The 25,335-nt window shown below is 75.6% G+C and carries 20 protein-coding genes and 1 pseudogene; 10 read left to right on the forward strand and 11 right to left on the reverse strand.

What is annotated here, in order from left to right; translation table 11 throughout:
- Nucleotides 1-19: 19 nt before the first annotated feature.
- From rhaI to RVR_RS32045, 7 genes are all read right to left on the reverse strand, one after another.
- Nucleotides 20-1,186 carry an L-rhamnose isomerase gene (rhaI, locus tag RVR_RS32015; protein ID WP_202237380.1) on the reverse strand — a complete coding sequence of 389 codons (1,167 nt, stop codon included), beginning with the start codon at nucleotides 1,184-1,186 and terminating at the stop codon, nucleotides 20-22.
- Nucleotides 1,173-2,726, reverse strand: coding sequence for an L-fucose/L-arabinose isomerase family protein (locus RVR_RS32020; RefSeq protein ID WP_202237381.1), 1,554 nt, complete (start codon nucleotides 2,724-2,726; stop codon nucleotides 1,173-1,175). The genes rhaI and RVR_RS32020 overlap by 14 nt, the downstream gene beginning before the upstream one ends.
- Entirely contained in the window at nucleotides 2,723-3,079 is a 357-nt protein-coding gene (locus RVR_RS32025; RefSeq protein ID WP_202237382.1) for an L-rhamnose mutarotase, read from the reverse strand. Before RVR_RS32025 ends, RVR_RS32020 begins: the two co-directional genes overlap by 4 nt.
- 101 nt (nucleotides 3,080-3,180) lie before the next feature.
- Nucleotides 3,181-4,251, reverse strand: a complete 1,071-nt coding sequence (locus tag RVR_RS32030; protein ID WP_202239482.1) for a substrate-binding domain-containing protein — start codon at nucleotides 4,249-4,251, stop codon at nucleotides 3,181-3,183.
- Between the two features lie 124 nt (nucleotides 4,252-4,375).
- Nucleotides 4,376-5,434, reverse strand: a complete 1,059-nt coding sequence (locus tag RVR_RS32035; protein ID WP_202237383.1) for an ABC transporter permease — start codon at nucleotides 5,432-5,434, stop codon at nucleotides 4,376-4,378.
- The gene (locus RVR_RS32040; protein ID WP_202237384.1) at nucleotides 5,424-6,467 is read right to left on the reverse strand and encodes an ABC transporter permease; all 1,044 of its coding nucleotides are present in this window, start codon (nucleotides 6,465-6,467) and stop codon (nucleotides 5,424-5,426) included. The genes RVR_RS32035 and RVR_RS32040 overlap by 11 nt, the downstream gene beginning before the upstream one ends.
- Nucleotides 6,464-7,981 carry a sugar ABC transporter ATP-binding protein gene (locus RVR_RS32045; protein ID WP_202237385.1) on the reverse strand — a complete coding sequence of 506 codons (1,518 nt, stop codon included), beginning with the start codon at nucleotides 7,979-7,981 and terminating at the stop codon, nucleotides 6,464-6,466. The genes RVR_RS32040 and RVR_RS32045 overlap by 4 nt, the downstream gene beginning before the upstream one ends.
- 639 nt (nucleotides 7,982-8,620) lie before the next feature.
- On the opposite strand from RVR_RS32045, the gene RVR_RS32050 reads away from it, so the two are divergent.
- The 9 genes from RVR_RS32050 to RVR_RS32090 all read left to right on the forward strand — a co-directional run bounded on the left by RVR_RS32050 (nucleotide 8,621) and on the right by RVR_RS32090 (nucleotide 19,790).
- Nucleotides 8,621-9,202, forward strand: a complete 582-nt coding sequence (locus tag RVR_RS32050) for a GNAT family N-acetyltransferase (protein WP_202237386.1) — start codon at nucleotides 8,621-8,623, stop codon at nucleotides 9,200-9,202.
- A 230-nt stretch (nucleotides 9,203-9,432) separates the two neighbouring features.
- Nucleotides 9,433-10,311, forward strand: coding sequence for a patatin-like phospholipase family protein (locus tag RVR_RS32055; RefSeq protein WP_202237387.1), 879 nt, complete (start codon nucleotides 9,433-9,435; stop codon nucleotides 10,309-10,311).
- A gap of 146 nt (nucleotides 10,312-10,457) precedes the next feature.
- A complete protein-coding gene (locus tag RVR_RS32060) occupies nucleotides 10,458-11,933 on the forward strand; it encodes a lysophospholipid acyltransferase family protein (protein WP_237405085.1) in 1,476 nt (491 codons plus the stop codon).
- A 170-nt stretch (nucleotides 11,934-12,103) separates the two neighbouring features.
- A complete protein-coding gene (locus RVR_RS32065; protein WP_202237388.1) occupies nucleotides 12,104-14,725 on the forward strand; it encodes a polysaccharide lyase family 8 super-sandwich domain-containing protein in 2,622 nt (873 codons plus the stop codon).
- A 162-nt stretch (nucleotides 14,726-14,887) separates the two neighbouring features.
- Entirely contained in the window at nucleotides 14,888-15,364 is a 477-nt protein-coding gene (locus tag RVR_RS32070) for a low molecular weight protein-tyrosine-phosphatase (protein WP_202237389.1), read from the forward strand.
- Nucleotides 15,361-16,230 (forward strand): fructosamine kinase family protein, encoded by an 870-nt coding sequence (locus tag RVR_RS32075; protein ID WP_202237391.1) that lies wholly within the window; start codon nucleotides 15,361-15,363, stop codon nucleotides 16,228-16,230. Before RVR_RS32070 ends, RVR_RS32075 begins: the two co-directional genes overlap by 4 nt.
- Before the next feature lie 92 nt (nucleotides 16,231-16,322).
- Nucleotides 16,323-16,826 (forward strand): type II toxin-antitoxin system PemK/MazF family toxin, encoded by a 504-nt coding sequence (locus tag RVR_RS32080; RefSeq protein ID WP_202237393.1) that lies wholly within the window; start codon nucleotides 16,323-16,325, stop codon nucleotides 16,824-16,826.
- 191 nt (nucleotides 16,827-17,017) lie between these two features.
- On the forward strand, nucleotides 17,018-18,649 hold the full coding sequence (locus RVR_RS32085) for an FtsW/RodA/SpoVE family cell cycle protein (protein ID WP_202237395.1): 1,632 nt from the start codon (nucleotides 17,018-17,020) through the stop codon (nucleotides 18,647-18,649).
- A 106-nt stretch (nucleotides 18,650-18,755) separates the two neighbouring features.
- On the forward strand, nucleotides 18,756-19,790 hold the full coding sequence (locus RVR_RS32090; protein ID WP_237405086.1) for an SURF1 family cytochrome oxidase biogenesis protein: 1,035 nt from the start codon (nucleotides 18,756-18,758) through the stop codon (nucleotides 19,788-19,790).
- On the opposite strand, the gene yczE is transcribed toward RVR_RS32090, so the two are convergent.
- Together yczE and RVR_RS32100 are read right to left on the reverse strand one after the other, a co-directional pair.
- Nucleotides 19,750-20,598 carry a membrane protein YczE gene (gene yczE, locus RVR_RS32095; protein WP_202237397.1) on the reverse strand — a complete coding sequence of 283 codons (849 nt, stop codon included), beginning with the start codon at nucleotides 20,596-20,598 and terminating at the stop codon, nucleotides 19,750-19,752. The genes RVR_RS32090 and yczE overlap by 41 nt on opposite strands.
- Nucleotides 20,588-21,444, reverse strand: a pseudogene (locus RVR_RS32100) (glutamate racemase). The gene yczE and the pseudogene RVR_RS32100 overlap by 11 nt, the downstream one beginning before the upstream one ends.
- A gap of 218 nt (nucleotides 21,445-21,662) precedes the next feature.
- On the opposite strand from RVR_RS32100, the gene yczR reads away from it, so the two are divergent.
- Nucleotides 21,663-23,153, forward strand: a complete 1,491-nt coding sequence (gene yczR, locus RVR_RS32105) for a MocR-like transcription factor YczR (RefSeq protein WP_202237399.1) — start codon at nucleotides 21,663-21,665, stop codon at nucleotides 23,151-23,153.
- Between the two features lie 83 nt (nucleotides 23,154-23,236).
- Here yczR and RVR_RS32110 read toward each other — a convergent pair whose 3' ends face one another.
- On the reverse strand, nucleotides 23,237-24,721 hold the full coding sequence (locus RVR_RS32110) for a Scr1 family TA system antitoxin-like transcriptional regulator (protein ID WP_202237401.1): 1,485 nt from the start codon (nucleotides 24,719-24,721) through the stop codon (nucleotides 23,237-23,239).
- Nucleotides 24,718-25,200: a roadblock/LC7 domain-containing protein gene (locus tag RVR_RS32115; RefSeq protein WP_202237403.1), complete on the reverse strand. Its 483-nt coding sequence runs from the start codon at nucleotides 25,198-25,200 to the stop codon at nucleotides 24,718-24,720. The genes RVR_RS32110 and RVR_RS32115 overlap by 4 nt, the downstream gene beginning before the upstream one ends.
- Nucleotides 25,201-25,335: the final 135 nt, after the last annotated feature.

Consider the following 25,335-nt stretch of genomic DNA (forward strand, 5'->3'; position numbering starts at 1 on the left):
GTGCGCGCGGCGCGGGCGGTCAGGCGCCCCAGCCGGCCTGGTTGCCGCCGACCCGGTCGGCGACGATCCGCTCGGCGTAGCCGGAGCGCGCGTACGCGGCCATCGGGTCCGGGTCGAGCCCCATCTCCTCGCGCAACTCGGCGAGCAGCGGCCGCACGTCGGTGTTGAAGGCGTCCATCAGGACGCCGTTGGCCCCCAGCACGTCACCGGCCGCCTGGGCCGCCGACAGCGCCTCGGTGTCGACCAGCAGCGCCTTCGCGGTGGCCTCCTGGACGTTCATCACCGAGCGGATCTGGCCGGGGATCTTCGGCTCGATGTTGTGGCACTGGTCGAGCATGAAGGCGATCCCGGAGTCCGCTGCCAGCCCGCCGGCCTGCTTGACCTCGAAGAGGATGCGGAAGAGCTGGAAGGGGTCGGCGGCGCCCACGATGAGGTCGTCGTCGGCGTAGAAGCGCGAGTTGAAGTCGAACGCGCCGAGCTTCCCCTCGCGCAGCAGGAACGCCACGATGAACTCGATGTTGGTGCCCGGCGCGTGGTGGCCGGTGTCGACGCACACCTGCGCCCGCTCGCCCAGCCGCAGGCAGTGCGCGTAGGAGGTGCCCCAGTCCGGCACGTCGGTGGTGTAGAAGGCCGGCTCGAACAGCTTGTACTCCAGGATCAGCCGCTGGTCGGCCGACAGCCGCGCGTACACCGCCTCCAGCGCCTCCGCCAGCCGGTCCTGCCGGGCGCGGATGTCGTCCTGGCCGGGGTAGTTGGTGCCGTCGGAGAACCACAGCTTCAGGTCGCGCGAACCGGTCCGGTCCATCACGTCGATGCACGCGAAGAGGTGGTCCAGCGCCTTGCGCCGCACGGCCGGGTCGGGGTTGGTGACACTGCCGAGCTTGTAGTCGTCGTCCTGGAAGACGTTCGCGTTCACCGTGCCCAGGGTGATCCCGGCGTCGGCCGCGGCGCGGCCCAGCGCGCCGTAGTCCTCGACCTCGTCCCAGGGGATGTGCAGGGCGACGGTCGGGGCGACCCCGGTGAACGCGTGCACCTGGGCGGCGTCGGCGACCTTCTCGAACGGGTCCCTGGGCACGCCCTGCTGGGCGAAGACCTTGAACCTGGTGCCGGAGTTGCCGAACGCCCACGACGGCAACTCGATGCGCTGCGCGCGCAGAACGTTCTTGGCTGCCTCACGACCGGCCATGGGCGGACCTGCTTTCCAGTGCTGAGAGTTCCTGACGGTTCGTACGGGGGCCGGCGAGCGCGACCTCGGTCAGCTCGACGCCGAGCAGGTCGGCGGTCGCCCGCAGGTGCGGCAGCAGGTCGCCGACGCCCAGCGCCCAGTGGTGCGAGATGCCCGTGGCGCTCCAGGCGTCCGTCCACTCGCCCGGGTCGCAGCCGAAGTCGACCCGCGAGGTGGTGTTGCCGATCTCCAGCAGCGGGCCGGGGACCACCTCGCCGGCGGACGCGACGAACCGGAAGGCTCCGTCGCGCTGCTGGGCGATGCCGAACGTGGTGACCGGGCCGTGCGCCACGTCGAACTCGACGGACACCCCCCAGCCGCGCTTGCCGTGGTAGACGCCCAGGCCGCGCAGCAGCGGGCGGCGCCGGCTGATCGCCAGGTGGGCCGGGCCGTCGTGGCCCATCTCCACCACGTTGTCGCGGAAGTTCAGCGCCTGCAGCTCGGTGAACGAGCCCCCGCCGCCGAGCCGGTCCACCACGAGCATGGCGAGCGAGGTGCGCAGTTCGTACTCGCCGGTGGTGGGCACCCCGCGGGCGGTCAGCAGGGACGCGCCGAGGATCATGCCGGCGCCGAGCCGCTCGTGCTGCTCGCCCTCCAGGCCGCGGTGGTAGTAGGCGAGGCTGTCCAGCGCGAAGTCGTCCACCAGCCGGTCGAGGCCGACCGACACCTTCGCCGCCCAGCGGAAGTCCTCCTCCTGGACGGTGGGGTCCAGGTCGAAGACCTCCCGGGCCAGCGCGATCCGCTCCTCCACCTGGGCGTCGGTGACGGCGGCGACCCGCACCCGCAGGTCGTCGAACTCCAGTACTTCCATGTGGCCGCCGAAGTTCGCCGGGACCAGGGTGAGGTCGGTGGACACGTCGAGCATGCCCGGGTAGAGGTGCCCCATCAGGCCGTGCCGGCCGTGCCGCAGCGCGCCGCGCACCCCGGCCGCCCGGATCCACCGGCCGATCCGGGCCCAGGCCCGCTCGTCCTCCAGGTAGCCGGACACCGAGCGGAAGTCGATGCCGCAGCGCAGGAAGGCGTTGGCCATCTCCGGCAGCGGGCAGGCCCCGCAGTACGCCAGCCACTGGCCGGTGTCGAAGGACGCGTGGTCCATCGCCTCGGTGGGCTGGAGGTTGATCAGCAGCACCGGCGCTCCGCTGCGCTGCGCGATCGGCACCAGCATCGAGGCGGTCATGTAGGTGGTCAGGAAGCCGACGATGATGTCGCAGCCGGCCACCCGCAGCGTCTCGGCGGCGCGTGCGGCGTCCTGCGCGTCGGAGACGAAGCCGGCGTCCACGACGTCGCAGTCCAGCGCCCGCACCCGCTCCGACACCCGGTCGGCGGAGCGCTGGAGCTGGGGGAGCAGGTCGGGGAACTGCGGCCAGTAGGCACCGAGCCCGCCGGCCACCAGGCCCACCCTGGTGCGCCGGGCGGTGATGCGGTGCAGGCCGGGCGGCGGCGCCGCGCCCGGCGGCCGGGCCGGCTCGTCGGGCCGGGAGGTGTCGAACGTCGTGGTCATCGGCCGGTTCCCCCTTCGGATGCGTGCAGTTGGTCGTCGAGGTTGAAGATCTCCCGGAGCAGCAGGAACCCCTCGTCCGGGCGCTGCCCGTCCAGGCCGGTGAAGAAGGGGGCCATCTCGGCCTGCCAGCGCGCGTTGACGTCGGTGCGGGCCATCGCGGCCTGGGCGGCGGCGAGGTCGTCGGCCTCGACGTAGCCCACGAGCAGACCGTCGTCGGCGGCGAAGATCGAGTAGTTGCGCCAGCCCGCCGCGGCCAGGGCGCGCAGCATGTCCGGCCAGACGTGCGCGTGCCGCTCGCGGTACTCGCCGAGCCGGTCGGGCCTGACCCGCAGCAGGAAGCAGTAGCGGTTCATCCGTTCGTCGTTCCCTCGTGCTCACCGGGTGCCGTGGGGCGTCCCGGGTGCCGCCGGCGCCGGCCGGCCCCGCGGTGGGGCCGGCCGGTCGCCCCGCGGCCTCAGAAGTCGAACTTGTCGACGTTGGTGGAGTCGAAGACGGTCGGCGGGCCGAGCACCACCGACGGGCCGACCCCGCCGGCCGAGCCGAGCACCTTGTAGGAGCCGAGCGTGCCCGCCTTGAAGGTGGAACCGGCCTGGAGGCTGGCGCTGCCGGACGCGAGCGACGCGGCCGCGTAGCCGGCGAGGTAGCCCAGCTTGTTGGGGTCCCACAGCTCGAAGGACTTCACGGTGCCGTCCTTGACGTAGGACTTCATCTGCGAGGGCAGCCCGAGCCCGGTGAGCGTGACCTTCTTCGCCACGTCCTTGTGGTTGGACAGGTACTGCGCCGCGGTCGAGATGCCCACGGTGGTCGGCGAGATGATGCCCTTGAGGTTCGGGTACGCCGACAGCAGGCCCTGGAGCACCGTCAGCGAGGTGGCCGGGTCGTCGTTGCCGTAGACGGTGCTGACCAGCTTCATGTTCGGGTACTTGGTGAGCTGCTGCTTCATGTACTTGATCCAGGCGTTCTGGTTGGTCGCGCTGGCCGCCGCGGACAGGATCGCGACCTGCCCGGTGCTGCCGATCTGCTTGGCCAGCAGGTCCACCTCGGAGGTGCCGATGACCTGGGTGTCCGCCTGGTTGATGAACAGGTGGTTCGGGCTGGTGCCGCAGGAGATGTCGGAGTCGAACGAGACGATCTTGATCCCGGCGGCCGCGGCCTGGTTGAGCGACGGGCACAGCGCGGACGGGTCGTTGCCGGCGATCACGATCGCGTCGGCGTGCTTCTGGATCGCGGTCTGGATCGAGGGGATCTGGGCGGCCGCGGTGTCGGCGGTGCCGCTGCTGACCACGACCTTGCCGCCCAGCTCCTCCAGGGCCTTCTTGCCGCCGGCGTCGGCGAGCACCTCGTAGGGGTTCTGGGTGTCCTTCGGGATGAAGTAGACCGTCAGGCCCTTCTTGACGCCGGTCGCGGTCGGTTTGCCGGTCGGGTCGGCGCCGGCGTTGGAGGAGGAGCCGCACGCCGCGAGCACGAGGCCGGCCACGGAGAGGGAGAGGATCGCGGTCGCCCTGCGACGCGCCGTTCTGCTGATGGTCACGTGAGTGTCTTTCTTCAGTGGACTGGACTGGACAAGACGGCCGGCGCCGCCGGTGCCGGCGAAGGAGGTGCGGTGCGGGACCGCGGGACGGACGTGACGCGGGGGGAGGGACGGGCCGTCAGGCGGCCGGCACCGCCCCGCGCCTGGTGCGGGCCCTGGCCCGGCGCAGCAGCTCGCCGCCGTTCGGCACGACGACGCTCACCAGCAGCAGCGCGCCGGTGACGATGTTCTGCACCTCCGGCTGGACACCCATCTGGGTCAGCGCCTGCTGGAGGCAGCCGACGATGGCCACCGCGAGCACCACGCCGATCACGGTGCCCCGGCCGCCGAAGATCGACACCCCGCCGAGCAGCACGATGGCCACCACGTTGAGTTCGAGTCCGGTGCCGGCGTCGTAGCTGACGGAGGAGTTCTTCAGGGTGAACAGGATCCCGGCGAGGGCGCAGAACAGGCCGGAGACCACGTAGAGCCCGAACTTGATCCGGTCCACCCGCACCCCGGAGAAGCGGGCGGCCTCCGGCTGGAGGCCGATCGCCACGATGGAGCGGCCCATCGACGTGGCGTGCAGGACCACGCCGAAGACCACCGCCAGCACCAGGAAGATCAGCGCGGACCAGGCGATCTGCGTGCCCTGCACCGGCATCACGCCGATCTTGGTCAGCGAGATCGGGAATCCGGTGATGGTGCGCGGCGCGAGCACGATCTCGGAGAGGCCGCGGAAGAGCGTCAGGGTGCCGATGGTCACCGCGATCGACGGCAGGCCCATCTTGGCCACGAGCAGTCCGTTGAGCGCGCCGCCGGCCGCGCCGACCGCCAGCGCCGCGGCCATCGCGGCCCACACCGACCATCCGTCGTGGAAGAGCGAGCCCATCACGGTGCCGGACAGGCCGAGCATCGAGGCCACCGACAGGTCGATCTCGCCGGTCATCACGATCAGCGTCAGCGGCAGCGCCATGATGGCGATCTCGCCCATGTTCAGGCTGATGTAGAAGAAGTTGGAGCCGTTCAGGAAGTCCGAGGACTGCGCGGAGCCGAAGATCAGCACCGCGATCAGGACGAACACCAGCGCGGTCTCCCAGCGCACCAGGCCGCGCCAGAGCGGCTGCCCGCCGTCGTCGACGCCCTGGTAGGAGGCGGTGGCCGGCGGCTTGGTGGTGGTGGTGCTGTCAGGCGTCACGGTGGGCTCCCTGTGCGGACTGGAGGCTGCGGGCCACCCGCAGGCCCAGCCAGCGGTCGAAGGCGATGGCCGCCAGCAGCAGGCCGCCGGCGATCGCCTCGTTCCAGAAGGACGAGATCTTGGCGGCGACCAGCGCCTGGTTGATCGTGTTGAGCAGCAGCGCGCCGAGGGCGGCGCCCAGCACGGTGCCGCTGCCGCCGAAGATGGCCACGCCGCCGACCACGACCGCGGAGACCACGGTCAGCTCGTAGCCGTTGCCGCCGGTGACGTCGATCTGGGCGTGCAGGGCGAGGAACAGCGATCCGGCGAGGCCGGCGAGCGCTCCGCTGATCACGAACGCGCTGAACACTCGTCGCCCGGCGGGGATACCGGCCAGCGCGGCCGCCTCCGGGTTGGAGCCGATCGCGTACAGGTCGCGGCTGGCCCGGAAGGAGCGCATCGCGTAGCCGACGACCGCGACCACCACCGCAACGATGATGGCCAGCCACGGCACCCCGAGGAAGGTGCGGTACCCCACCTCGGTGAAGGACTTGGGGATCGCGGCCGGGTCGATCGTCTTGCCGTCCACGATCACCCCGTCCACACCGCGGACGATGTAGAGCATCGCGAGCGTCACCACCAGGCTCGGCACCCGCGTCACGACCGTGATCAGGCCGTTGATCGAGCCGACCAGGACGCCGACCGCGATGCCCAGCAGGTAGCCGAGCAGCACCGGGAACCCGGAGTGGTGCTTGAAGACGTCGCCGACGACGTAGGCGGACAGGCCGACCACCGAGCCGACCGACAGGTCGACGTTGCGGGTGACGATGACCATGGTCTCGCCGACGCCGAGCAGCGCGATCAGGGAGGCGCCGGTCAGCAACTGCTGGACGCTGTGCGCGTTGGCGAAGGCGTGGTTGCTGATCGTGGTGGCGACGAAGACCAGCACGATCGCGACGCCGATGCCCAGTTCCCGGGCCCGCAGCAGCGCGGCCCCGCGGGCGAAGCGCTGGGTGTCGGGCGCCGGGGCGGGCGCGGTGAGCTGTGCGGTCATGACGCCACCGCCGCGTAACCCGTGGCGGCGCGCATGATCGAGTCCTCGTCGGCCTCGGCGCGGCTCAGCTCCGCGGTGATCCGGCCCTCGTGCAGGACCAGCACCCGGTCGGCCATGCCCAGCACCTCGGGCAGTTCGGAGGAGATCATCAGTACCGCCATCCCGCCGGCCACCAGGCCGTCGAGGATGCGGTGCACCTCGGCCTTGGTCCCGACGTCGATTCCTCGGGTCGGTTCGTCGATGATCAGCAGGGAGGGGTCGCGGGCCAGCCACTTGCCCAGCACCACCTTCTGCTGATTGCCGCCCGACAGGGTGGAGACCGGGTTCTTCATCCGGCCGAACTTCAACTGCAGGCGCTCCGCCCAGTTCGAGGCCAGCTCGCGCTCGGATCCGCGCCGGATCAGGCCGAGCCGGCCCAGCCGCGCCAGCGAGGCGAGCGCGACGTTCCGGTCGATGCCCATGTCCATCACCAGGCCCTGCTGGCGGCGGTCCTCGGGGACCAGCGCCACGCCGGCGGCCATCGCGTCGGCCGGGACGCCGTTGCGCAGCCGCCGGCCGTTCACCTTGACCGTGCCCGACGTCCACCGGTCGATGCCGAAGACGGCGCGGGCCACCTCGCTGCGGCCGGCGCCGACCAGCCCGGCCAGCCCCACGATCTCGCCCCTGCGCACGGTGAGGCTCACGTCGTGGAAGACGCCCTCACGGGTGAGGTGTTCGACCTCCAGCACGGTCTCGCCCGGGTCGGTGTGCGTCTTCGGGAAGAGCGCGCCCAACTCCCGGCCGACCATCGACCGGATGATGGAGTCGGCGGTCACCTCCTCGATCGGCGCGGTGCTCACGAACCGTCCGTCGCGCATGATGGTGACGCGCTGGCAGCTCGCCAGCACCTCCTCGATCCGGTGCGAGATGAACAGCACCGCGGCGCCCTGCTCGCGCAGCGTGCGCATCACGTCGAAGAGGCGCTCCACCTCCACCGAGGTCAGGGCGGCGGTCGGCTCGTCCATGACCAGCACCTTGGCGTCCAGCGACAGCGCCTTGGCGATCTCGACGATCTGCTGGTCGGCGACGGACAGGCCGCGGGCCTGCCGCTGCGGGTCAAGCTGCACGCCCAGCCGCTCGAAGACCGCCACGGCCGCCTTGTTCATCGCGGTCCGGTCGATCCGGCGGCCCGCGCGCCGCGGCTGACGGCCCATGAAGATGTTCTCCGCGACGGTGAGGTCGGGGAAGAGGGTGGGCTCCTGGTAGATGATCGACACCCCGGCGGCGCGGGAGGCCGCGGGCCCGGACAGCACGACCGGGGTGCCGTCGATCAGCAGCCGGCCGCTGTCGGGCTGGTGTACGCCGGCGAGGATCTTCACGAGCGTGGACTTGCCCGCGCCGTTCTCGCCCAACAGGGCGTGTGCCTCGCCTGGGTAGAGGGTGACCGACCCGTCCTCGAGCGCGCGCACGGCGCCGAAGCGCTTCGTGGCCTGCTCGAGGACCAGGAGCGGGTCCTTGCCTACGGGATCTTTCATCGTGCCAGGTCCTCGTCTTGGTGTGGTGCGCTTCCGCGGCGGGCTCGCCACATGTGTGCCCACCCCCTCCCCGGAACGCCGTCCGGGACTCGTCGTGCCCTCCGTCCGAACGTCGGGCCACCGGTAAATTGGAACGTTTCACCATGGTGAACGACGCGAGACTATGTCCTGCGTCACCCGACGTCTAGGGTCCCGCACGTAATATTCACCGGCGGGGAAGAGTGCTGGTGGGCGCGTCGCCCCGGCGGGGCCGTCGGAGGGGCCCGCGCCGGGCGCCGCCGGAGCGCTCCCGGGCGGCCCCGCGCCGCCGCCGAGCCCGGCCGTCCGCGCGGGGCGTACGACCGGAAACGGCTGTTCGCCGCGGTCGACGGCCCTGGTCGGGGCGGCCTCCCGGCCGGGCGCCGCGGGTCGTATACGGTGGCGCCGCCGAGGCTGCGGCGGCGGGCCGGGCGGCGGGTCCGGCATCTTCTCCGAATCGTGCCGGTACGCCCCATTGCGGAGCCCGGCCCGCGCCGTTATTCTGTGCACTTTTGAAACGACTCAGGTCCTCAAGGGCGATCTGGGACACGGTAGTTGAGAACCAGGGCGGACTCGGCCGCGGGGGAGGGGCGGCCCGCCGCGGACGGGGAGAATGCGCGCATGCCTTCCCTGTCCTCTCCCGCGATGGCCGCCGGCGTCCTCGGCTCGACCGGTCAGCCGGTGCTGCCAGCGGCTGGTGGCCGGTCGCTCCGGCCCTGGCACCCGGACGACGCGCCGGCCGTCCACGCCGCCTACCAGGACGCCGGAATCCAGCGCTGGCACGTGCGCAGGTCCGACTCCGTCGCGGAGGCGGGGGAGTGGATCGAGCGGTGGCGCGGCTGCTGGGCCGCCGAGACCGGCGGCCACTGGGCGGTGGTCGACGCGGTGACCGACGCGCTGCTGGGACGGGTCGCGTTGAAGGCGTTCGCGCTGCCCGACGCGACGGCGGAGGTCGCCTACTGGACGGCACCGGCGGCGCGCGGCACCGGCGTCTGCTCCGGCGCGGTGCTCGCGCTCGCCGCCTGGGCCCTGGGGGACGGCGGCTTCCACCGGCTCGAACTGGCGCACTCGGCCGCCAACGCGGCGTCCTGCCGGGTGGCTCTGAGGACCGGCTTCGCGCAGGAGGGCGTGCGCCGCAAGGCGGCACTGCACGCGGACGGCTGGCACGACATGCACCTGCACGCCCGGGTGCGCGGGGACTGACCGGAGGGCGGGGCGGCGCGCGGGACCGGGGCGGCGGCGGTGGGCCGGTCCGGGTCGCAGCGGCGGGTGGGCCGGGCCGCGGGACCGGGGTCGGCAGCGGTGGGCGGTCGGTGGTCGGTGGTCGGTCGGCGGGTGGGCCGGGGCGGTCCGGCGGGCGTGCGGGAGGGCCCGGGGGATCGGCGTCGCCGGGCCGGGGATTGGGGGTGGCGGCGCGGGGCACGCGCTGAGGCATGGGCGGCGGTGCGGAAGACGAGGGCGGGCGGGCGTTCGTGCTCGGCGGCGGCGGGGCGCTGGGCGCCCACGAAGTGGGCATGCTCAAGGCGCTGTTCGCGGCCGGGCTGACCCCCGACATGGTGCTGGGCACCTCGGTGGGGGCCATCAACGGCGCGGCCGTCGCGGCGGACCCGTCGCAGGCGTCGGTGGAGCGGCTGGAGGAGCTGTGGACCGGGCTGGGCCGGGCGGGGGTCTTCACGGGTTCGCTGGTGGGACGGCTGTCGACGGTGGTCCGCAGCGGCACCCACCTCTACGCGTCCGCCCCGCTGCGGTCGTTGCTGCGCACCCACCTCCCGGTCACCCGGATCGAGGAGCTGGCCGTGCCGTTCCAGTGCGTCGCCGCGCGGATCGAGGACGCGGCCGAACACTGGTTCGCGGACGGGCCGCTGGTCGACGCGGTGCTCGCGTCCTGCTCGGTGCCGGGGCTGTTGCCGCCGGTCCGGCTGGGCGAGGCGCACTTCGTGGACGGCGGGCTCGTCAACAGCATCCCGGTCGGCCGCGCGGTCGCGCTCGGCGCCCGCGAGGTCTTCGTGCTCCAGGTCGGGCGGATCGAGCACGCGCTCGCCCCGCCCCGGCTGCCGTGGGAAGTGGCCACGGTCGCCTTCGAGATCGCCCGCAGGCACCGCTTCGCCCGGGACATGGCCGACCTGCCGCCGCACGTCACCGTGCACGTGCTGCCCAGCGCGTCCACCCGCGACGAGACGGGCGGCGCGCTGCGCCAACTGCGCCACCGCGCCGCGTTCGGACAGACTGCCGAACGCATCGAGCGCGCCTACGCGGCTACCTCGCGCTACCTCGACACCGCGCTCGCGGCGAAGGGCGGTGGGGACGCGTGACGGTGCCCGCGCCCAGGTCCCCGTCACCGGGCCGCCCGGGCCCTCCGTCGGAGCCGTCCGGGCCCTCCGGACCGGCAGACGCCGCCTCCCCTTCCGCGCCGGCCGTCCTCCTGCCGCTGGCGTCGGCGCTGACGCTGGCCCGGCGGGTGGCGACCATCGCGCTCGTGGTCGCGCTCGTCCCGGCGACGGCAGCCCTGCTGGTGGCCGTGACGGTCCTCGGCGCGCCCGTCTCCGTCGCCACGCGCGGGCCGTGGCGGCAGACCCGGGTCACGGGCTTCGCGCTCCTGTACCTGCTCGCGGACCTGGCCGGACTGCTGGTGGCGGCCGCGCTGTTCCTGCGCGACCCGTCCCCGGGGCCCGCCGCCCGGCGCCGGCGCCAGGACAGCGCGTTCCGCGCCCTCGCCGGCCTGCTGGCCCTGCTCCGCCGCGCCGCCGCCCACGTCTTCCGCGTGCGGGTCGAGATCACCCCGCCGCTCCCCGCCGGGCGCGTCGTCCCGCGACCGGCGGTCCGGTCCGCGGCGGACGCGGACGCGCCGACGGACGCGCCGGCGGACGCGCGGGGCGCTGCTGTGCCGGGGCAGGACGCGCCGGCCTCCCCCGCGCCGGAGGGCTTCGGGCGGGAAGGCTTGAGGCGGGAAGGCCTCGGGCCGGAGGGCGGGGAGGCCCGGTGGGCGGGCGCTCCGGCCGGTGACGGCCCGCCGCTCGGTGCTCCGTCCGGTGCGGCCGGGGGCGGGGGCCTGCCGCCCGGACCGGTCTTGCCGGGAGCCGTCGCACCGGGCGGCGCCGCACCGGTGGGTGCTCCGGCCGAGGCTGCCGCGCCGGTGGGTGCTCCGCCCGGTGCCGTCGCACCGGTGGCGGACGTTGCCGACTCGGCCGACCTGCCGGACGGCGCCGCGCCGGGCTCGGCCGCCCGGGAGGGCGCCGTGCCGACGGCCGGCCCCCTCGGGGACCGCCCGGACGGGAGCGGGCCGGACCGGACGGGCCGGGTGCCGTTGATCGTGCTGGTCCGGCACGCCGGGCTGGGGGACTCCTTCCTGCTGCTCCAGATCCTGCTCACCGAGGCCGGGTTGCGTCCGCACACCGTGCTGAAGCGGACGCTGCGGGTGGACCCCTGCCTGGACGTGCTGCTCGGCCGGGTGCCGCACTGCTTCGTGCCGCCCGCCTCGGGCACGGCCGTCGACGGCATCGCCCGCCTCGCGGCGGGGCTGGGCCCCGGCGACGCGCTCGTGCTCTTCCCCGAGGGCGGCAACTTCACCCCGCGCCGCCACCGCCGCGGGATCGAGATGCTGCGGCGCCGCGGCCTGTACCGGCGCGCGGCCCGGGCGTCCCGGCTGCACTACGTGCTGCCGCCGCGCGACGGTGGCGCGCTGGCCGCCCTGGCCGCGGCCCCCACCGCGGACGTCGTCTTCGTCACCCACGCGGGGCTCGACGTGATCGACTCCCCGCGCACCGCCTGGTCCTCGCTCCCGCTCGAACGCGTCGTACGGGCGCACTGGTGGCGGATACCGGCTGCCGAGATCCCCCGGAGCGAGGAGGCCCGCAGCGACTGGCTGCTCACCCAGTGGGAGCGCGTCGACCGCTGGACCGCCGCGCACGCCGTCGCGCAGACCCCGCACGTGTGAGCGCCCCGGCCGACCTCGCCCGACGTACCGTCGGAGCCGTCGCGTCACCCCGCGCCGAACCGGCCCGGCGGACGGCCCCGAGGGCTCCCGCGCATCCTGGTGACAGGAGGGGCGGGCGTTGCTTGAATGCGGCAAGCGCTTTCCGTCGTCCGGCCCCTGGAGGGTCCGCCGTGCAGATCTCCCGCCGTACCCTGATCGCCGCGCTGCCCGCGACCGCCCTGCCCGCCGCGGCGCGGCCGTCCCGTGCCGGGGCCGCCGGCGTGCCCCCGGCAGCCGCGCCCGCGCCCGTCCCGGCCGGCACCCCCGCCGACCGCGCGACCGTCCTGGCCAACACCGTGGCCGTGTTCGCGGGCACCGACCGGTCCAACGCCCGTCCCGAGACCGCCGCCAAGCTCGCCGCGATGGCCGCGACCGCCCGGACCCGGCTGGCCGCGATGGACGCGGCGGGCAGCGGCGAGCTGTTCGCCGGCCTCGCCCTGGGCACCAGCGACACCGCCCTCACCTCCTGCTACCAGTACCTGTACGAGATCGCGCTGGCCACCCGCGTGCCCGGCGGCGCGTCCGACCTCACCGGCGACCCCGCCCTCCGGCAGCGCGTCGTGGACGGCCTCCAGTGGCTCCACGACCGCTTCTTCGGCGACCAGGAGAGCGGTTACTACGGCAACTGGTTCAACTGGGAGATCGCGATCCCGCAGTACGCCACCAAGACCCTGGTCCTCCTGAAGGACACCGCCGCCGCCTCCCGGCCCGAACTGGCCGCGACCTACGTCGCCACCATGGACGGCTACCTGCGCAACGGGAAGGACGGCGACGTCGACCTCGACTCCCGCTTCCACACCGGCGCCAACCTCGCGGACATCACCACCGACCGGATCATGCAGGGCGCCCTCCTCGACGACGACGCCCGGATCACCAAGGCGGTCGCGGACCAGTCGACGGTGCTCGCCACCATCGACCCCTACGCCCTGCGGCACGGCGTCACCGACGGCTTCTACGCCGACGGGTCCTACCTCCAGCACGCCTCCGTCGCCTACACCGGCTCCTACGGCACCGGGTTGCTCACCCGGATCGTGCAGACCGTCAAACTCCTGGACGGCACCGGCTACCCGGCGGCCGTGGACCTGGTGGGGGCGGCACGAGGCTGGGTGACGCGCAGCTTCGCGCCGCTCGTCTTCGAGGGCTGGATGATGGAGGCGGTCAAGGGCCGCGCGGTCTCCCGCACCACCACCGGCTACGCCGACGTCGGCGCCGTCGTGGAGTCCGTGGCGGACCTGTCGGCCCACGCCGCCGGAGCGGACGCGACCGCCCTCGCCGGCTACGTGAAGTTCGTCCGGCAGGAGTCGCGGGCGCCGGTCGACCCGGTGTCGTTCGTCTCGCCGGTCAGTGTCGCCCGCTACGCCGACATCCTCGCCGACGCCTCGGTGCCCGCCGCCGACCTCAACGCGCCCGCCCAGCACTCCGCGTTCGCCGCGATGGACCGCGTCGTGCACCGCCGCCCCGGCTGGGCGTTCACCCTCGCCCGCAGCTCCACCCGGATCAGCGGCTACGAGTACATGAGCGGCGAGAACCTGATGCCCTGGTTCCAGGGCGCGGGCGCGCACTACCTCTACCTGTCCGGCCAGGACCAGCGGCAGGCGTTCGGCGTCGACCACTTCACCGCCGTGTCGCCCTACGCGCTGGCCGGAGTGACCGCGCCGGTCGAGACCCGCCGGACCGTACCGGAGCTGTACGGCACGGCCTGGTACGACAACCCGGCCGCCGGGTTCACCTCGTCGTCCGAGTCGCAGAACACCTACGTGTACTTCCCGCTGTCCACCAACCCCCACTCCGGAGGCGCGTGTTCGGGCGCGTACGGCACCTGCGGCATGGTGCTGTCCGACGACGCCGCCCGCGCCGCCGCACGGGCCGGCCTGCTGCCCGCGGACTTCGTCACGTACCGCGACGCGCGCGCCACCAAGTCCTGGTACCTGTTCGACGACGAGGTCGTGGTGCTCGCCGCCGGCGTCGGCGACGGCGCCGGCCGCGCGGTGACCACGACCTTCGACACCCGGATCGCCGCCCCCGGGGACGCGGTCACCGCCACCGGAGCACTGCGCGACGGCACGCCGTTCACCGGTCCGGGCACCGCCCCGCTCGCCTGGCTGCGCTACGCCGACCCCGGGCAGGGCACCGCGATCGGCTACGTCCTGCTGGACGGCCCCGGCCCCGGCCCCGGCCGCGACCGGCCGCCGCGGGTACGGGTGGGCCTGGAGAGCGTGACACGCAGCCGGCGCGCGATCCGCACGGCCAACCCCGACACCGCCGTCACCAAGCAGGTCTTCTCGGTCGGCTGCGACCAGCCGGCCGGCGCCGGACCCGCCTCCTTCGCGTACGCTCTCGTGCCGGGCGCGACGGAGGACGCGCTGCGCGGGTACGGGCGGCCCGGCCCCGCGGGCCCGCGCGGGCCGCTGGCGGTCCTCGCCAACTCGACCGCCCTCCAGGCCGTCCGCCACGCGGGGCTGGGCATCACGGCCGCGAACGCCTTCGCCGCCGGGCCGCACCGGACCGGCGGGCTGGAGGTCGACGGCCCCGCCTCCGTGCTGGTGCGCGAGCACGGCGACGGCACCACCACCGTCGGCGTCGCCGACCCGACCACCGCGCGGGACACGGTCACGGTGCTGCTGCGCGGGCGCCGGCTGCGGGCGGTGTCCCCGGCGGACGGGGTGCGCGTCACCCGTTCCCGCGGCGCCACCCGGATCGAGGCCGCCACCCGTCACGCCTACGGCGCCACGCTGGAGGTGACGCTGCGCTGAACCGGGCCGGGCGCACCGGTTCCGCCCGCGCCGGGCGGCCGGGGCGCACCGGTCCGCGGCGGGGCGGCCCGGTTTCCGCCCGGTCCGGGGCGGCCGGGGGCGTACCGGTCCGCGCGGTTCGGGGCCGCCCCGAGCGGCCTGCCCGGGTCGTAGGGTGGGGCCGTGCATCTGTGCTTCGTCTGCAGCGGGAACATCTGCCGGTCGCCGTCCGCCGCGCTCGTGGTCGCCGAACACCTGCGCCGGGAGGGCCTCGCCGGGCAGGTGCGGGTCACCAGCGCGGGCATCGGCCCCTGGCACGCCGGCGAGCCGATCGACCCGCGCGCCGGGGAGGTGCTGGAGCGGCACGGCTACCCCGTGGACCACGTCGCCGCGCAGGTGGGTGCCGAGCACCTGGACGCCGACCTGTTCCTGGCGATGGACCGCGGCCATGAGAAGGCCCTGCGCAAGCTCGTGGGCGAGCCCTCCCGGGTGCGGATGCTGCGGTCGTTCGACCCGGCGGCGGCCGGCGGCGACCTCGACGTGCCCGACCCGTATTACGGCGGTCCAGACGGGTTCGACGAGGTGCTGGGGATGGTCGAGGCGGCCACGCCCGGCCTGCTCGCCTGGGTGCGCGAGCGCCTCGACGCGCTCGACGCGTGAGCGGCGCCACCGAGCCGGCCCCGGCCGCCGCGGCCCGGCTGACCGGGCAGCCGGCGGCGGTGGTGGCCGGGCGGTCGGGCGCGCCCGCCGAACTCCGCCTGGGCGACGGCACCGTGGTGGTGGCCAAGCGCGCCGACCGCCCCGGCGCGGCGCGCGCCGAGGCGGCCGGGCTGCGCTGGCTGGCCGCCGCGGGCACGGTGCGCGTCCCGGCGGTACGGGGCGCCGACGAGTCCTGGATCGTCGTCGACCTGGTGCCGACCGGCCCCGCGGACGCCGGCGCGGCCGAGCGGTTCGGGCGCGACCTCGCGGCGCTGCACGCCGCCGGCGCCCCCGCGTTCGGCGCGCCCCCGCCCGGCGGGCCCGAGGACGCGTCCATCGGCGGCGCCCCGATGCGCAACGCGACCGGCCCCGACTGGCCCCGCTGGTACGCCGAACACCGCGTGCTGCCCTACCTCCGGATCGCCGTCGACCACGGCACCGTGCGGCCCGCCGAGGCCGCGGTGGTGGAGCGCGTCTGCGACCGGCTGCCCGCACTCGCCGGGCCGGCCGAGCCCCCGGCGCGGCTGCACGGCGACCTGTGGAACGGCAACGTCCTGTGGGGCGCCGACGGCGACGTCCGGCTGATCGACCCGGCCGCGCACGGCGGCCACCGCGAGACCGACCTCGCGATGCTGCGGCTCTTCGGCTGCCCCCACCTGGAGCGCGTGCTGCGCGCCTACGACGAGGCCGCCCCGCTCGCCCCCGGCTGGCGCGCCCGCGTGCCCCTCCACCAGCTCTTCCCCCTCCTCGTCCACACGGTCCTCTTCGGCCCCGGCTACGCCGCCCAGGCCGTCTCCGCCGCCCGCGCGTGCCTGTCCGCCATGTGACGGCGCATCGCGCGGTCGGTGGAGGACCGGCCGGGCGGGGTGGGGGAGACTCGGGGAATCGGCAGCGAACGCGAGGAGAGGCGGAACCGGGGATGAGCGGTGGGATGTGGGCGGCCGTGCTCGCGGTGGCGGCGCTGGCACTGGTCGCGGCGCTGGTCGACGGGCGGGCCCGGTCGCGCCGGCCCCCTCGGCGCTCCCGCCGGCAGCCGCCGTCCCCGCGGCCGCGGGCGGGCACCGGACCGGGCCGCACCCGGGCGCCGCACCCGGGACGGGGCGGCCGGACCGGTGGGCGGCGCCCCCGCAGGGGCGAGGTGTGGTGGGCGGAGGTGCCCTTCGAGGACGGCCCCGGCGCGAAGGACCGGCCCTGCCTGGTGCTGTCCGTCCGCGGCGACTTCGTCCGGGTCGCCAAGATCACCACGAAGCACCACGCCGGCCTCCCCGGTGTGCTGGCGCTGCCCGCGGGCACGGTCGACGACGCGGCGGACCGGCAGAGCTACCTGGAGACCGGCGAGTTGAGGGACGTCCCGCTCCCGTCGTTCCGCCGCCACGCCGGCGCGCTGGACCCCGCCTTCATGAAGAGGCTCGGGCTGCGCTGACCGCCCGCCGCGGTCGCGTGCCCGGCGGTCTCCGTGGGGCCGCCGTCCGCCCGGAGTACCCGTGGCGTGCCGGTTGACGCGCGCGCAGCCGGCTGCGCCGTCACACCGCCCGCGCGTGCGCGGAAACGCTAGCCTTGCGTGCGTTGCGGCCGTTCCGGCCACCGGAGGGTCGTCACGAGCCGGGGGAGCTCATGCGGAGAGCTGGGGGCGCCGCCGACGGTGCCGTCGCCCGCGGTGAGGGCGCCCGCGGTGAGGGCGCCCGCGGTGAGGGCACCCGCCCGGAGGGGCTGCCCGTCCTCCCCGGCGGCGGGTCGCGGTGCCGAGGCGGGCCCGTCCACCGCTTCGGCCGCCGCCTCCGCGTCCCGTTCGGCCGCGTCGCGTTCGGCCGTGTGCCGTTCAGCCGCGCCCCGGGCGTGCCCGACCGCCGCAACACCGAGCTGGCGCTGCTGGTCCTCGCGGTCGCGGTGCCGGTCTACGCGTACGCCGAGACCGGCCTGGCGCTGCACGGCGAGGTGCCCGCCGGTCTGTGGGCACCCGCCCTCGGCCTCGGGCTGCTCGCGGGACTGGGGCATCTGGTGGTGCGCCGGTTCGCCCGGCACGCGGACCCGCTGCTGCTGCCGATCGCGACCCTGCTCAACGGCCTCGGGCTGGTCCTCGTCTGGCGGCTGGACCAGTCGCCGCGCCTGCGCTTCTCCGCCGGTTTCGAGGTGGCCGCGCCGCGCCAACTGCTGTACTCCGCGCTGGGGATGGTGCTGTTCGGCGCGGTGCTCGTGGTGCTGCGGGATCACCGCACCCTCCAGCGGTACACCTACCGCTCGATGGCCGTCGCGCTGGTGCTGCTGCTCCTGCCGCTGGTGCCGGGCCTCGGGTCGGAGGTGCACGGCGCCCGGATCTGGATCGCCCTGGCCGGCCACAGCATGCAGCCCGCCGAGTTCGCGAAGATCGTGATCGCCGTCTTCTTCGCGGGCTACCTGGTGGCGAAGCGGGACGCGCTGGCGTCGGCCGGCCGCCGGCTCGCCGGGCTGCCGCTGCCGCGTGCCCGGGACCTGGGACCGATCCTGGCGGTGTGGGCGCTGTCGGTGCTGATCCTGGTCTTCGAGACCGACCTCGGCACCTCGCTGCTGTTCTTCGGCCTGTTCGTGGTGATGCTGTACACGGCCACCGAGCGCATGAGCTGGATCGTCTGCGGCCTGCTGATGGCGGCGGCCGGCGCGGCGGGCGTCGGCTCCTTCGAGCCCCACGTCCGGCAGCGGGTGCGGGCGTGGCTGCACCCCATGGGCGAGTACCTCAAGGGCCGGCAGGGACTGCCCGGCCACTCCGAGCAGTCCATGCAGGCGCTGTGGGCGTTCGGCTCCGGCGGCCTGGCCGGCACCGGCCTCGGGCGGGGCGACTCCGACCTGATCGGCTTCGCCGCGAACTCCGACTTCATCCTCGCCACGGTCGGCGAGGAGCTGGGGATGGCCGGGCTGGTGGCGGTGCTGCTGCTGTACGCGCTCGTCGTGGAGCGCGGCATGCGGACCGCCCTGGCCACCCGCGACCCGTTCGGCAAGCTGCTCGCCGGCGGGCTCTCCGCCGCGTTCGCGCTCCAGGTGTTCGTGGTGGCGGGCGGTGTCCTGGGGCTCATCCCGCTGACCGGCATGACGCTGCCGTTCGTCGCGTACGGCGGCTCGTCGGTGGCCGCGAACTGGGCGCTGGTCGGGATCCTGGTCCGGATCAGCGACACCGCGCGGCGGCCGGTGCCGCGCGAGGACGGGGCGGGGGTGAGGGCGGAGCCGCACGAGGACGGGGCGGGGGTGAGGCCGGTGCCGCGCGAGGACGGGTGAGGCCGAGCGCGGAGCCCGGTGCGGGCCCGCCCGGTGTGCGGGCCCGCCCCGCGGCGACCGGCCCCCGGTGTGCGGGCGGTCGGAGGGCGAGGGGTACCGTCGCCCTGTGCTTCGCGTCGTGTTCACCCGCCGCTGGATCCTGCTGACCCTCCTGTTCGTGGCCCTGATACTGGTCATGGGCCGGCTGGGCCTGTGGCAGTACCACCGCTGGGAGCAGACCAAGCGCAGCAACCACCACATCTCGCTGGCGGTCCACGCGAAGCCGGTCCCGATCCAGACCCTCACCCACCCGGGCGCGGACGTCTCCTCCTCCCTGCGGTACCGCCCGGTGACCGCCACCGGGCACTACGACCCGGCGCACCAGTTCGTGGTCAGGCGCCGTACCAACGCCGACGGTGACCAGGGCTTCTTCCTGATCACCCCGCTGGTCACCGCCGACGGCGACGCGGTGCTGGTCAACCGGGGCTGGGTCGCGCCCGCCGACGACACCGCGACGTTCCCCCCGGTGCCGAAGACCCCGACCGGGACGGTCACCCTCACCGGCCGGCTCCAACTGGACGAGACCTCCCGGCTCAGCGGCATCCGGGACGTGGGCGGCCTCCCGCCCCGCCAGTTCATGCTGATCAACAGCACCGAGCAGGCGAAGAAGCTGCCCGAGCCGGTGCTCAGCGGCTACCTCGAACTGGTGAGGACCAGCCCGCCGCTCACCAAGGACGAGTCCGCCGAGCAGGTCGGCGCCCCGGGCAGCGACAACACCGGTACCGACATGGCGGTCGTCGGGCAGGGCGTGCACCTGCCGTACGCGATCCAGTGGTGGCTGTTCGCGCTCATGGTCCCGGTCGGCTGGTGGATCCTGCTGCGTCAGGACCTGAAGGAGCGCCGCCGGAAGGCGGCCGCCGGGCCCGCGGGAGCGGCGCCTCCCGCGCAGCCGGGGTCGGGCGAGGCCCCGGCCGCAGCGGCGGGCGGCGGCTCCTCCGCGGGCCGGCCCGCCGGAGGAACGGCGGAAGGCGCCGCCCCGGAGCCCGCCTCCGAGACCGCGCCCGCCTCCGAGACCGTGCCCGCGCCCGAGCCGGACCCGGCGGACGGCGCCGCGCCGGACGTCACGGCCGGTGCCGGGTCGGAAGCAGCCGGCCGGACCTGACCGGGACCCCCTCCCACCTGCCCGCGCCCCTGCCGCCCTTCCCGCCGGCGCCGGCGCCGGCGGCGGGGCCACCGCGGTCGCGTGCGTCCTGCTCACGGCGGCGGTCCTCGGCCGTCCGGTACGCGAAGCGCGGCAGCAGTGCCTGGGCGATCGGACCGATCGAGACCGCGTACAGCACCGTGCCCGGGCCGACGCCGCCGCCGAGCAGGACGCCCACGACGAGCACCGTGACCTCCATCAGGGTCCGGACGAACCGGATGGAGCGGCTGGTGGCCGCCGAGGCGCCGGTCATCAGGCCGTCCCGCGGGCCCGGCCCGAACCGCGCGCCGACGTAGACCGCCAGGGACATCCCGTTCACCAGGACGCCCCCGCACAGCAGGCAGACCCGGGCCGGCGGCCCGGGGTGCGCGGGCAGCAGGGCGAGGCCGAGGTCGGAGGCGAACGACAGGACCAGGACGTTCGCCACCGTGCCGAGCGTCGGCCGCTGCCGCAGCGGCACCCACAACAGCAGCACGAACGCCCCGACCAGCCCGTTGACCGTGCCGAAGCTCAGCGGACAGTGCCGCTGCACCCCCTCGTACAGCACGCTCCACGGATTGACCCCCAGGGAAGCCCGCACCATGGCGGACAGCCCGAACCCGTAAAGCCCCAGCCCGACCAGGAGTTGGGGCAGCCGCCGCCACGGGTGGCACCGCAGCGGGACGTATCCCAGCGCCGGCGCCGGACGTGCGCGACCCGCCTCCCGCCGCCACGGCCGGCGCGGTGACCGTACGGCTCCGGGTGCCGGCTCCGGTGCCTCACCGGGCACGACCGGCTCCTTCTCCGGTCGCCCGCGCGGCGGTGACGGCGGCGCCCGCGTGGACCGCGCGGCCCTCGGCGTACGCGAGCGCGGCGGCCGGCAGGGCGGCGGGGCGCCCGCTGTGCACCACGCGCAGACCGCCCACGGCGGGGGAGTCAGGCACCGGCCGCGCGCCGATCCTGCGCAGCGCCTGGGCGGCGACGGCCGCAGCGGTGCCGTACGGCACGACCGGAGGCCGACCGGAACGCCGGAACGCCGCGCACACGCGGTCGGCGACCAGTTCGTAGTGGGTGCATCCCAGGACGACGGCCCTTACCTCGGCGGGGGTCCGTCCCACCGCGGCGGCGACCGCCCGCCCGACGGCCTCCTCGTCCGCGCGCTCCACGGCCTCGGACAGCCCGGGGCAGGACACCTCGGTCACGGCCACGTCGGCCGCGAACGTGTCGATCAGCGCGCGTTGGTAGCGGCTGCCGGTGGTCGCGGGGGTCGCCCACACCGCGACCGGGCCGCCGCCCGCCGCGGCCGGCCTGACCGCGGGCACGGTGCCGATCACCGGCAACTCCGGCTCGAAGCGGGCGCGCAGTGCGGGGAGGGCGTGCACCGTGGCGGTGTTGCAGGCCACGACCAGCGCGTCCGGGCGGTGCGCGGCCGCGGCCTCGGCGACGTCCATGGCACGCGCGGCGAGGTCGGCGGGGGTGCGCGGGCCCACGGCATCCCGTCCGGGTCGGAGGCGAGCACGAGGTCGGCGTCGGGGCGCAGCCGCCGGAGCGCCGCGGCGGCCGCGAGCAGCCCGATCCCGGCGTCCAGGAGGGCGATCCGGGGGCGGCCCGCGGCGCGGCGGGAGGTGCGGGGCATGGCGCGGCGGAAGGTGCGGGGCGCGGTGCGGGGCACGGGCGCGGGCGCGGGCGGCGCGGCGGAGGCGGGCGGGGTGAGAGCCGCGGGCGCTTGCGTGGGCTGGGGCGAGCCGGGCGCGGACATGTGGCCTCCAGGGGGTGCGGGTGGCAGCGGGGTCGCTGGAGGCGAGTCTGTAGAGTGATTGGCCTGGAAGACATGGCCAATCGGGGGGAAATGGTATGGGAAGCCCGGAGGCGTCCCGAGCGGTGGACGGCGCGGGGCGCGGCGGGAGCACCCTGGGAAGCCGGCAACTGGCCGCGATGCTGCCCGATCCGGCGGGCTCCCGGCCGGCCTACCGGCACCTCGCACGGGCCATCGGCGCACTGATCCTCGACGGGCGGATCGCCCTCCATGTGCGGCTTCCCGCCGAGCGCGAAATGGCCGCGGCGCTCGGCACGAGCCGCGCCACCATCACGGCCGTGTACGACCTGCTGCGGGAGAGCGGCCACGCGCGCAGCCGGCAGGGCGCGGGCACCTGGACCGCGCTGCCCGAGGGCCGCGCCCCGAGCGGGGTCACCCGGGCCCTCGGGCTCCCCGGCGCCGCGATCGACCTGGCCAGAGCCTCCCTCGGGCTGCCCGAGCAGACCCTGGCGGACGCCCTCGCCCGGGTCGCGCCGCGGCTGGCCGAGCACGCCCACACCCCTGGCTACCACCCCTACGGCCTGCCGGAGTTGCGGGCCGTCGTCGCCGAGCGCTTCACCCGGCGCGGCCTGCCGACCGTCCCGGACCAGGTCCTGGTGACCTCCGGCGCCCAGCACGCCCTGACCCTGGTGCTCGGGCTGCTGGCCGCGCCCGGCGACCGGATCGCGGTCGAGAACCCGTCCTACCCGAACGCGCTGGAGGCGATCCGCCGCGCCCGGCTGCGCACCGTCGCCGTCCCGGTGGCGGACACCGGCTGGGACACCGGGATCGTGGCGTCCACGCTGCGCCAGGCGGTTCCCCGACTGGCCTACCTGATCCCGGACTTCCACAACCCCACCGGGTGCCTGATGCCCGCCGGAGAGCGGGCCCGCGTGCTGCGGGCCGCCCAACACGCCGGCACCTGGCTGGTCGTGGACGAGACGCTCACCGAACTCGCCCTGGACGTCCCGGCCCCCGCGCCGTTCGCCTCACACGCCCCGGCCGGCGGCACCGGCCAGGTCGTCACCATCGGCTCGATGAGCAAGACGCACTGGGCCGGGCTGCGCGTCGGGTGGCTGCGCGCCCCCTCGCGGCTGGTCACCGAACTGGCCGCGCAGCGCGTCGCGTCCGACATGGGCGGCTCGGTGCTCGACCAACTCCTCGCGCTCGACCTGCTGTCCGCCGCGGACGGCGGCCCGCTGCCGGACCGGCTCGTCCGGCTGCGCGGGCAGCGTGCCGCCCTCACCGCCGCCCTGGCCGCGGAGCTTCCGCACTGGAGGTGGCAACTGCCCCCCGGCGGGCTGTCGTTGTGGGTGGACCTCGGCGCGCCGGTCGCCTCGGCGCTGGCCGAACGCGTCCTCGACCACGGCGTGCGGATCGAGGGCGGCGCCCACTTCGCCACCGACCCCGGCATCTTCGAGCAGCGCCTGCGCATCCCCTACACCGCGCCGCCCGACACCCTGCGTGAGGCGGTGCGGCGGTTGGCCGCCGCCCTTGCCGACGGCCTTCCCCCGCCCGCCGCGGCCGGCCGCCAGCACTGGATCGCCTGACCGCGCGAAGGCATCTCCGGCCCGCGCGCCCGGCTCCGCGGTCCGGGGCGGGCGGGAGGAGCGGGGGTGAGCGTGCGTGCGGATCAGCGGGGGGTCGACGTGGGGGTGACCTGGCGGCGGGCCGCTTCGAGGACGGCGAGGCTGTCGGCGGGGGACATCGCGCGGCTCTCCGCGGTGTCGAGGAGGCCGGGATACGGCCCGGGGGAGCAGGCGGCGCGGTAGAGGGCGCCGGAGAAGTCGTCGAACTCCTCGGCGAAGAGGTGGTGCCGGCCGCCCGCGCGGACGAGTTCGGTCAGCATCGCGGCGTCGGTGGGCTGGGCGTGCATGCCGACCATCCGGACGGTCAGGCTCCCCCGCGCCACCAGGCCGAGCACGTGGTCGAGTTGGGCGGCGGCCACGGCGGGGTCGAGCCCCACGTTCCAGAGGTGGCAGAGCACCATCTCGTCCAGGATCGCGGTCACCGGCACGCCGTCGGGCACCCGGGCCGACGGCGTGAAGCGGTCGGCCGGCAGGTGGTGGGCGGTGCGCAGCGCGTGGGCGTAGCCGGCCGTCCACAGCACGCGCGGGAACACCGTCAGGGCGTAGGTGCGCACCCGCCCGGCGCTGCCGACGCAGGCCGCGAGCCGGTGCGGCCAGCCGGCCGCGCCGTCGTGGAGCACCGCCGGATCGGGCGCGTGCGGCAGCAGCGCGGTCGCGTCGCGGGCGCCGGGATCGGCCATGCCGTAGCGCGCGAGCAGGGAGCGGCGGCCGTCCGCGTCCACGCCGTGGCCGTCGAGCGCGCCCTCCAGCCGGGTGATGGCGCGCGGGCTGACGCCGACGGACCGCGCCGCGTCGGCCCGGCTGCGCACCGGTTCGGCGCCGGACGGCAGGCCGCGGCGCAACGACCGGAGGACCAGGCCGAGGACGACGGCACCGACCGCCGGCCGTACGGCTCCGTGCGTACCGCCGTCCGCGTCCGGCACCCGCACCTCCGCCTCGCCCGCCCCGCCCGCCGCGCCGGCCCTGTCCGCCGCTCCGGCCCCGCAGGGCATCGCGTGCGATCCGGGCGCGCCGCCCGCCGCGCCTGCTCCGGGCGAGCCGGTGCCCTGGTCGGCGGACCGGGGAGCGGCGCGTCCGCTGTCCGGCCCGGGCGCGCCGGGTCCGTCCTCCACCCCGGTCCCGGTGCCGGGGGTCCGGCGGGTGCCGGGCGCCTCGCGTACACCGGGCAGTCCGCGGAGCCCGCCCGGGTCGGGCACGCCGGGCAGCCCGGCCGCGCCGGGAACCCCGCCTGGGCCGGGCCCCGCCCGGAGCCCGGCTGCCGGGGCGGCCGTCGGCTCGCCCCCGGCGCAGGCGGGGGGAGGGCAGGACGGTGCCGGGGCGGGCTGCTCCGGGGGGAGCCGACGAGACGGTGGCGCGCCGGGGTCGGTCCGCTCCCGCGGCTCGCCGCGGACGCAGGAGCCGTGCGCGTCCTCCGGGCCGCGGGGTGCGGGCGGGTTCGGCCCGGAGGGGCGGCCGAGGAGGTCGCGCCGCTCGGCGGACACGCGCAGCACCCGCAGGCCCGGGCCGCCCGCCCGGCGCGGCTCCGTCATGAGGGGGCGTCCGCGCCGGCCCCCGACGCGCCCGCCCCGGCACCCGTGTTCGCCCCGGCACCGGTACCCGTATCCGCGCCGGCACCCGTGCCCGTATCCGCGCCGGTGCCGAGAATCTTCGTCAACTCCTCGCCGAGCACTTCGAGTTCCGTTCCGTCGGGCTCAAGTGCGCAGTCCGCCGCGGCTATCACCAGCAGCACGCTGTCCGAACCGGTCTCGGCGAGCACGATCCGCCCGTCGTGCATGTCGACCACCAGCGTCCGGATGCCGCCGCCCGCGGCGTGCTCGGCGGCCCGCCGGGCGACGCCCATCATCGTGGCGCCCATGGCCGCCCAGTACTCGACGCGCTTGTCGTCCAGTTCGTAGGCGCACAGCGCCTGCCCGTCGGCCGCGACGACCAGGGCGCCGCGCACCCCCGTGACCTGTTCGAGGTGTTGCTCGACGGTCTTCTGCACTTCGGGGTGGACGGTGGGGATCATGGTGTCTCCGGATCGCTGTGGGAGTGCCCCGCCGGCACGGCCCCTGCGCCGCCCGTCGGCTGGGCGCCGCACGCCGCGCGGGCCGCGCGCGGCGATCTGAGGGGGCGTCACGGCAAGGGTCACGGCTTCACTATG

Source organism: Streptomyces sp. SN-593, assembly GCF_016756395.1.
Lineage (GTDB): Bacteria > Actinomycetota > Actinomycetes > Streptomycetales > Streptomycetaceae > Actinacidiphila > Actinacidiphila reveromycinica.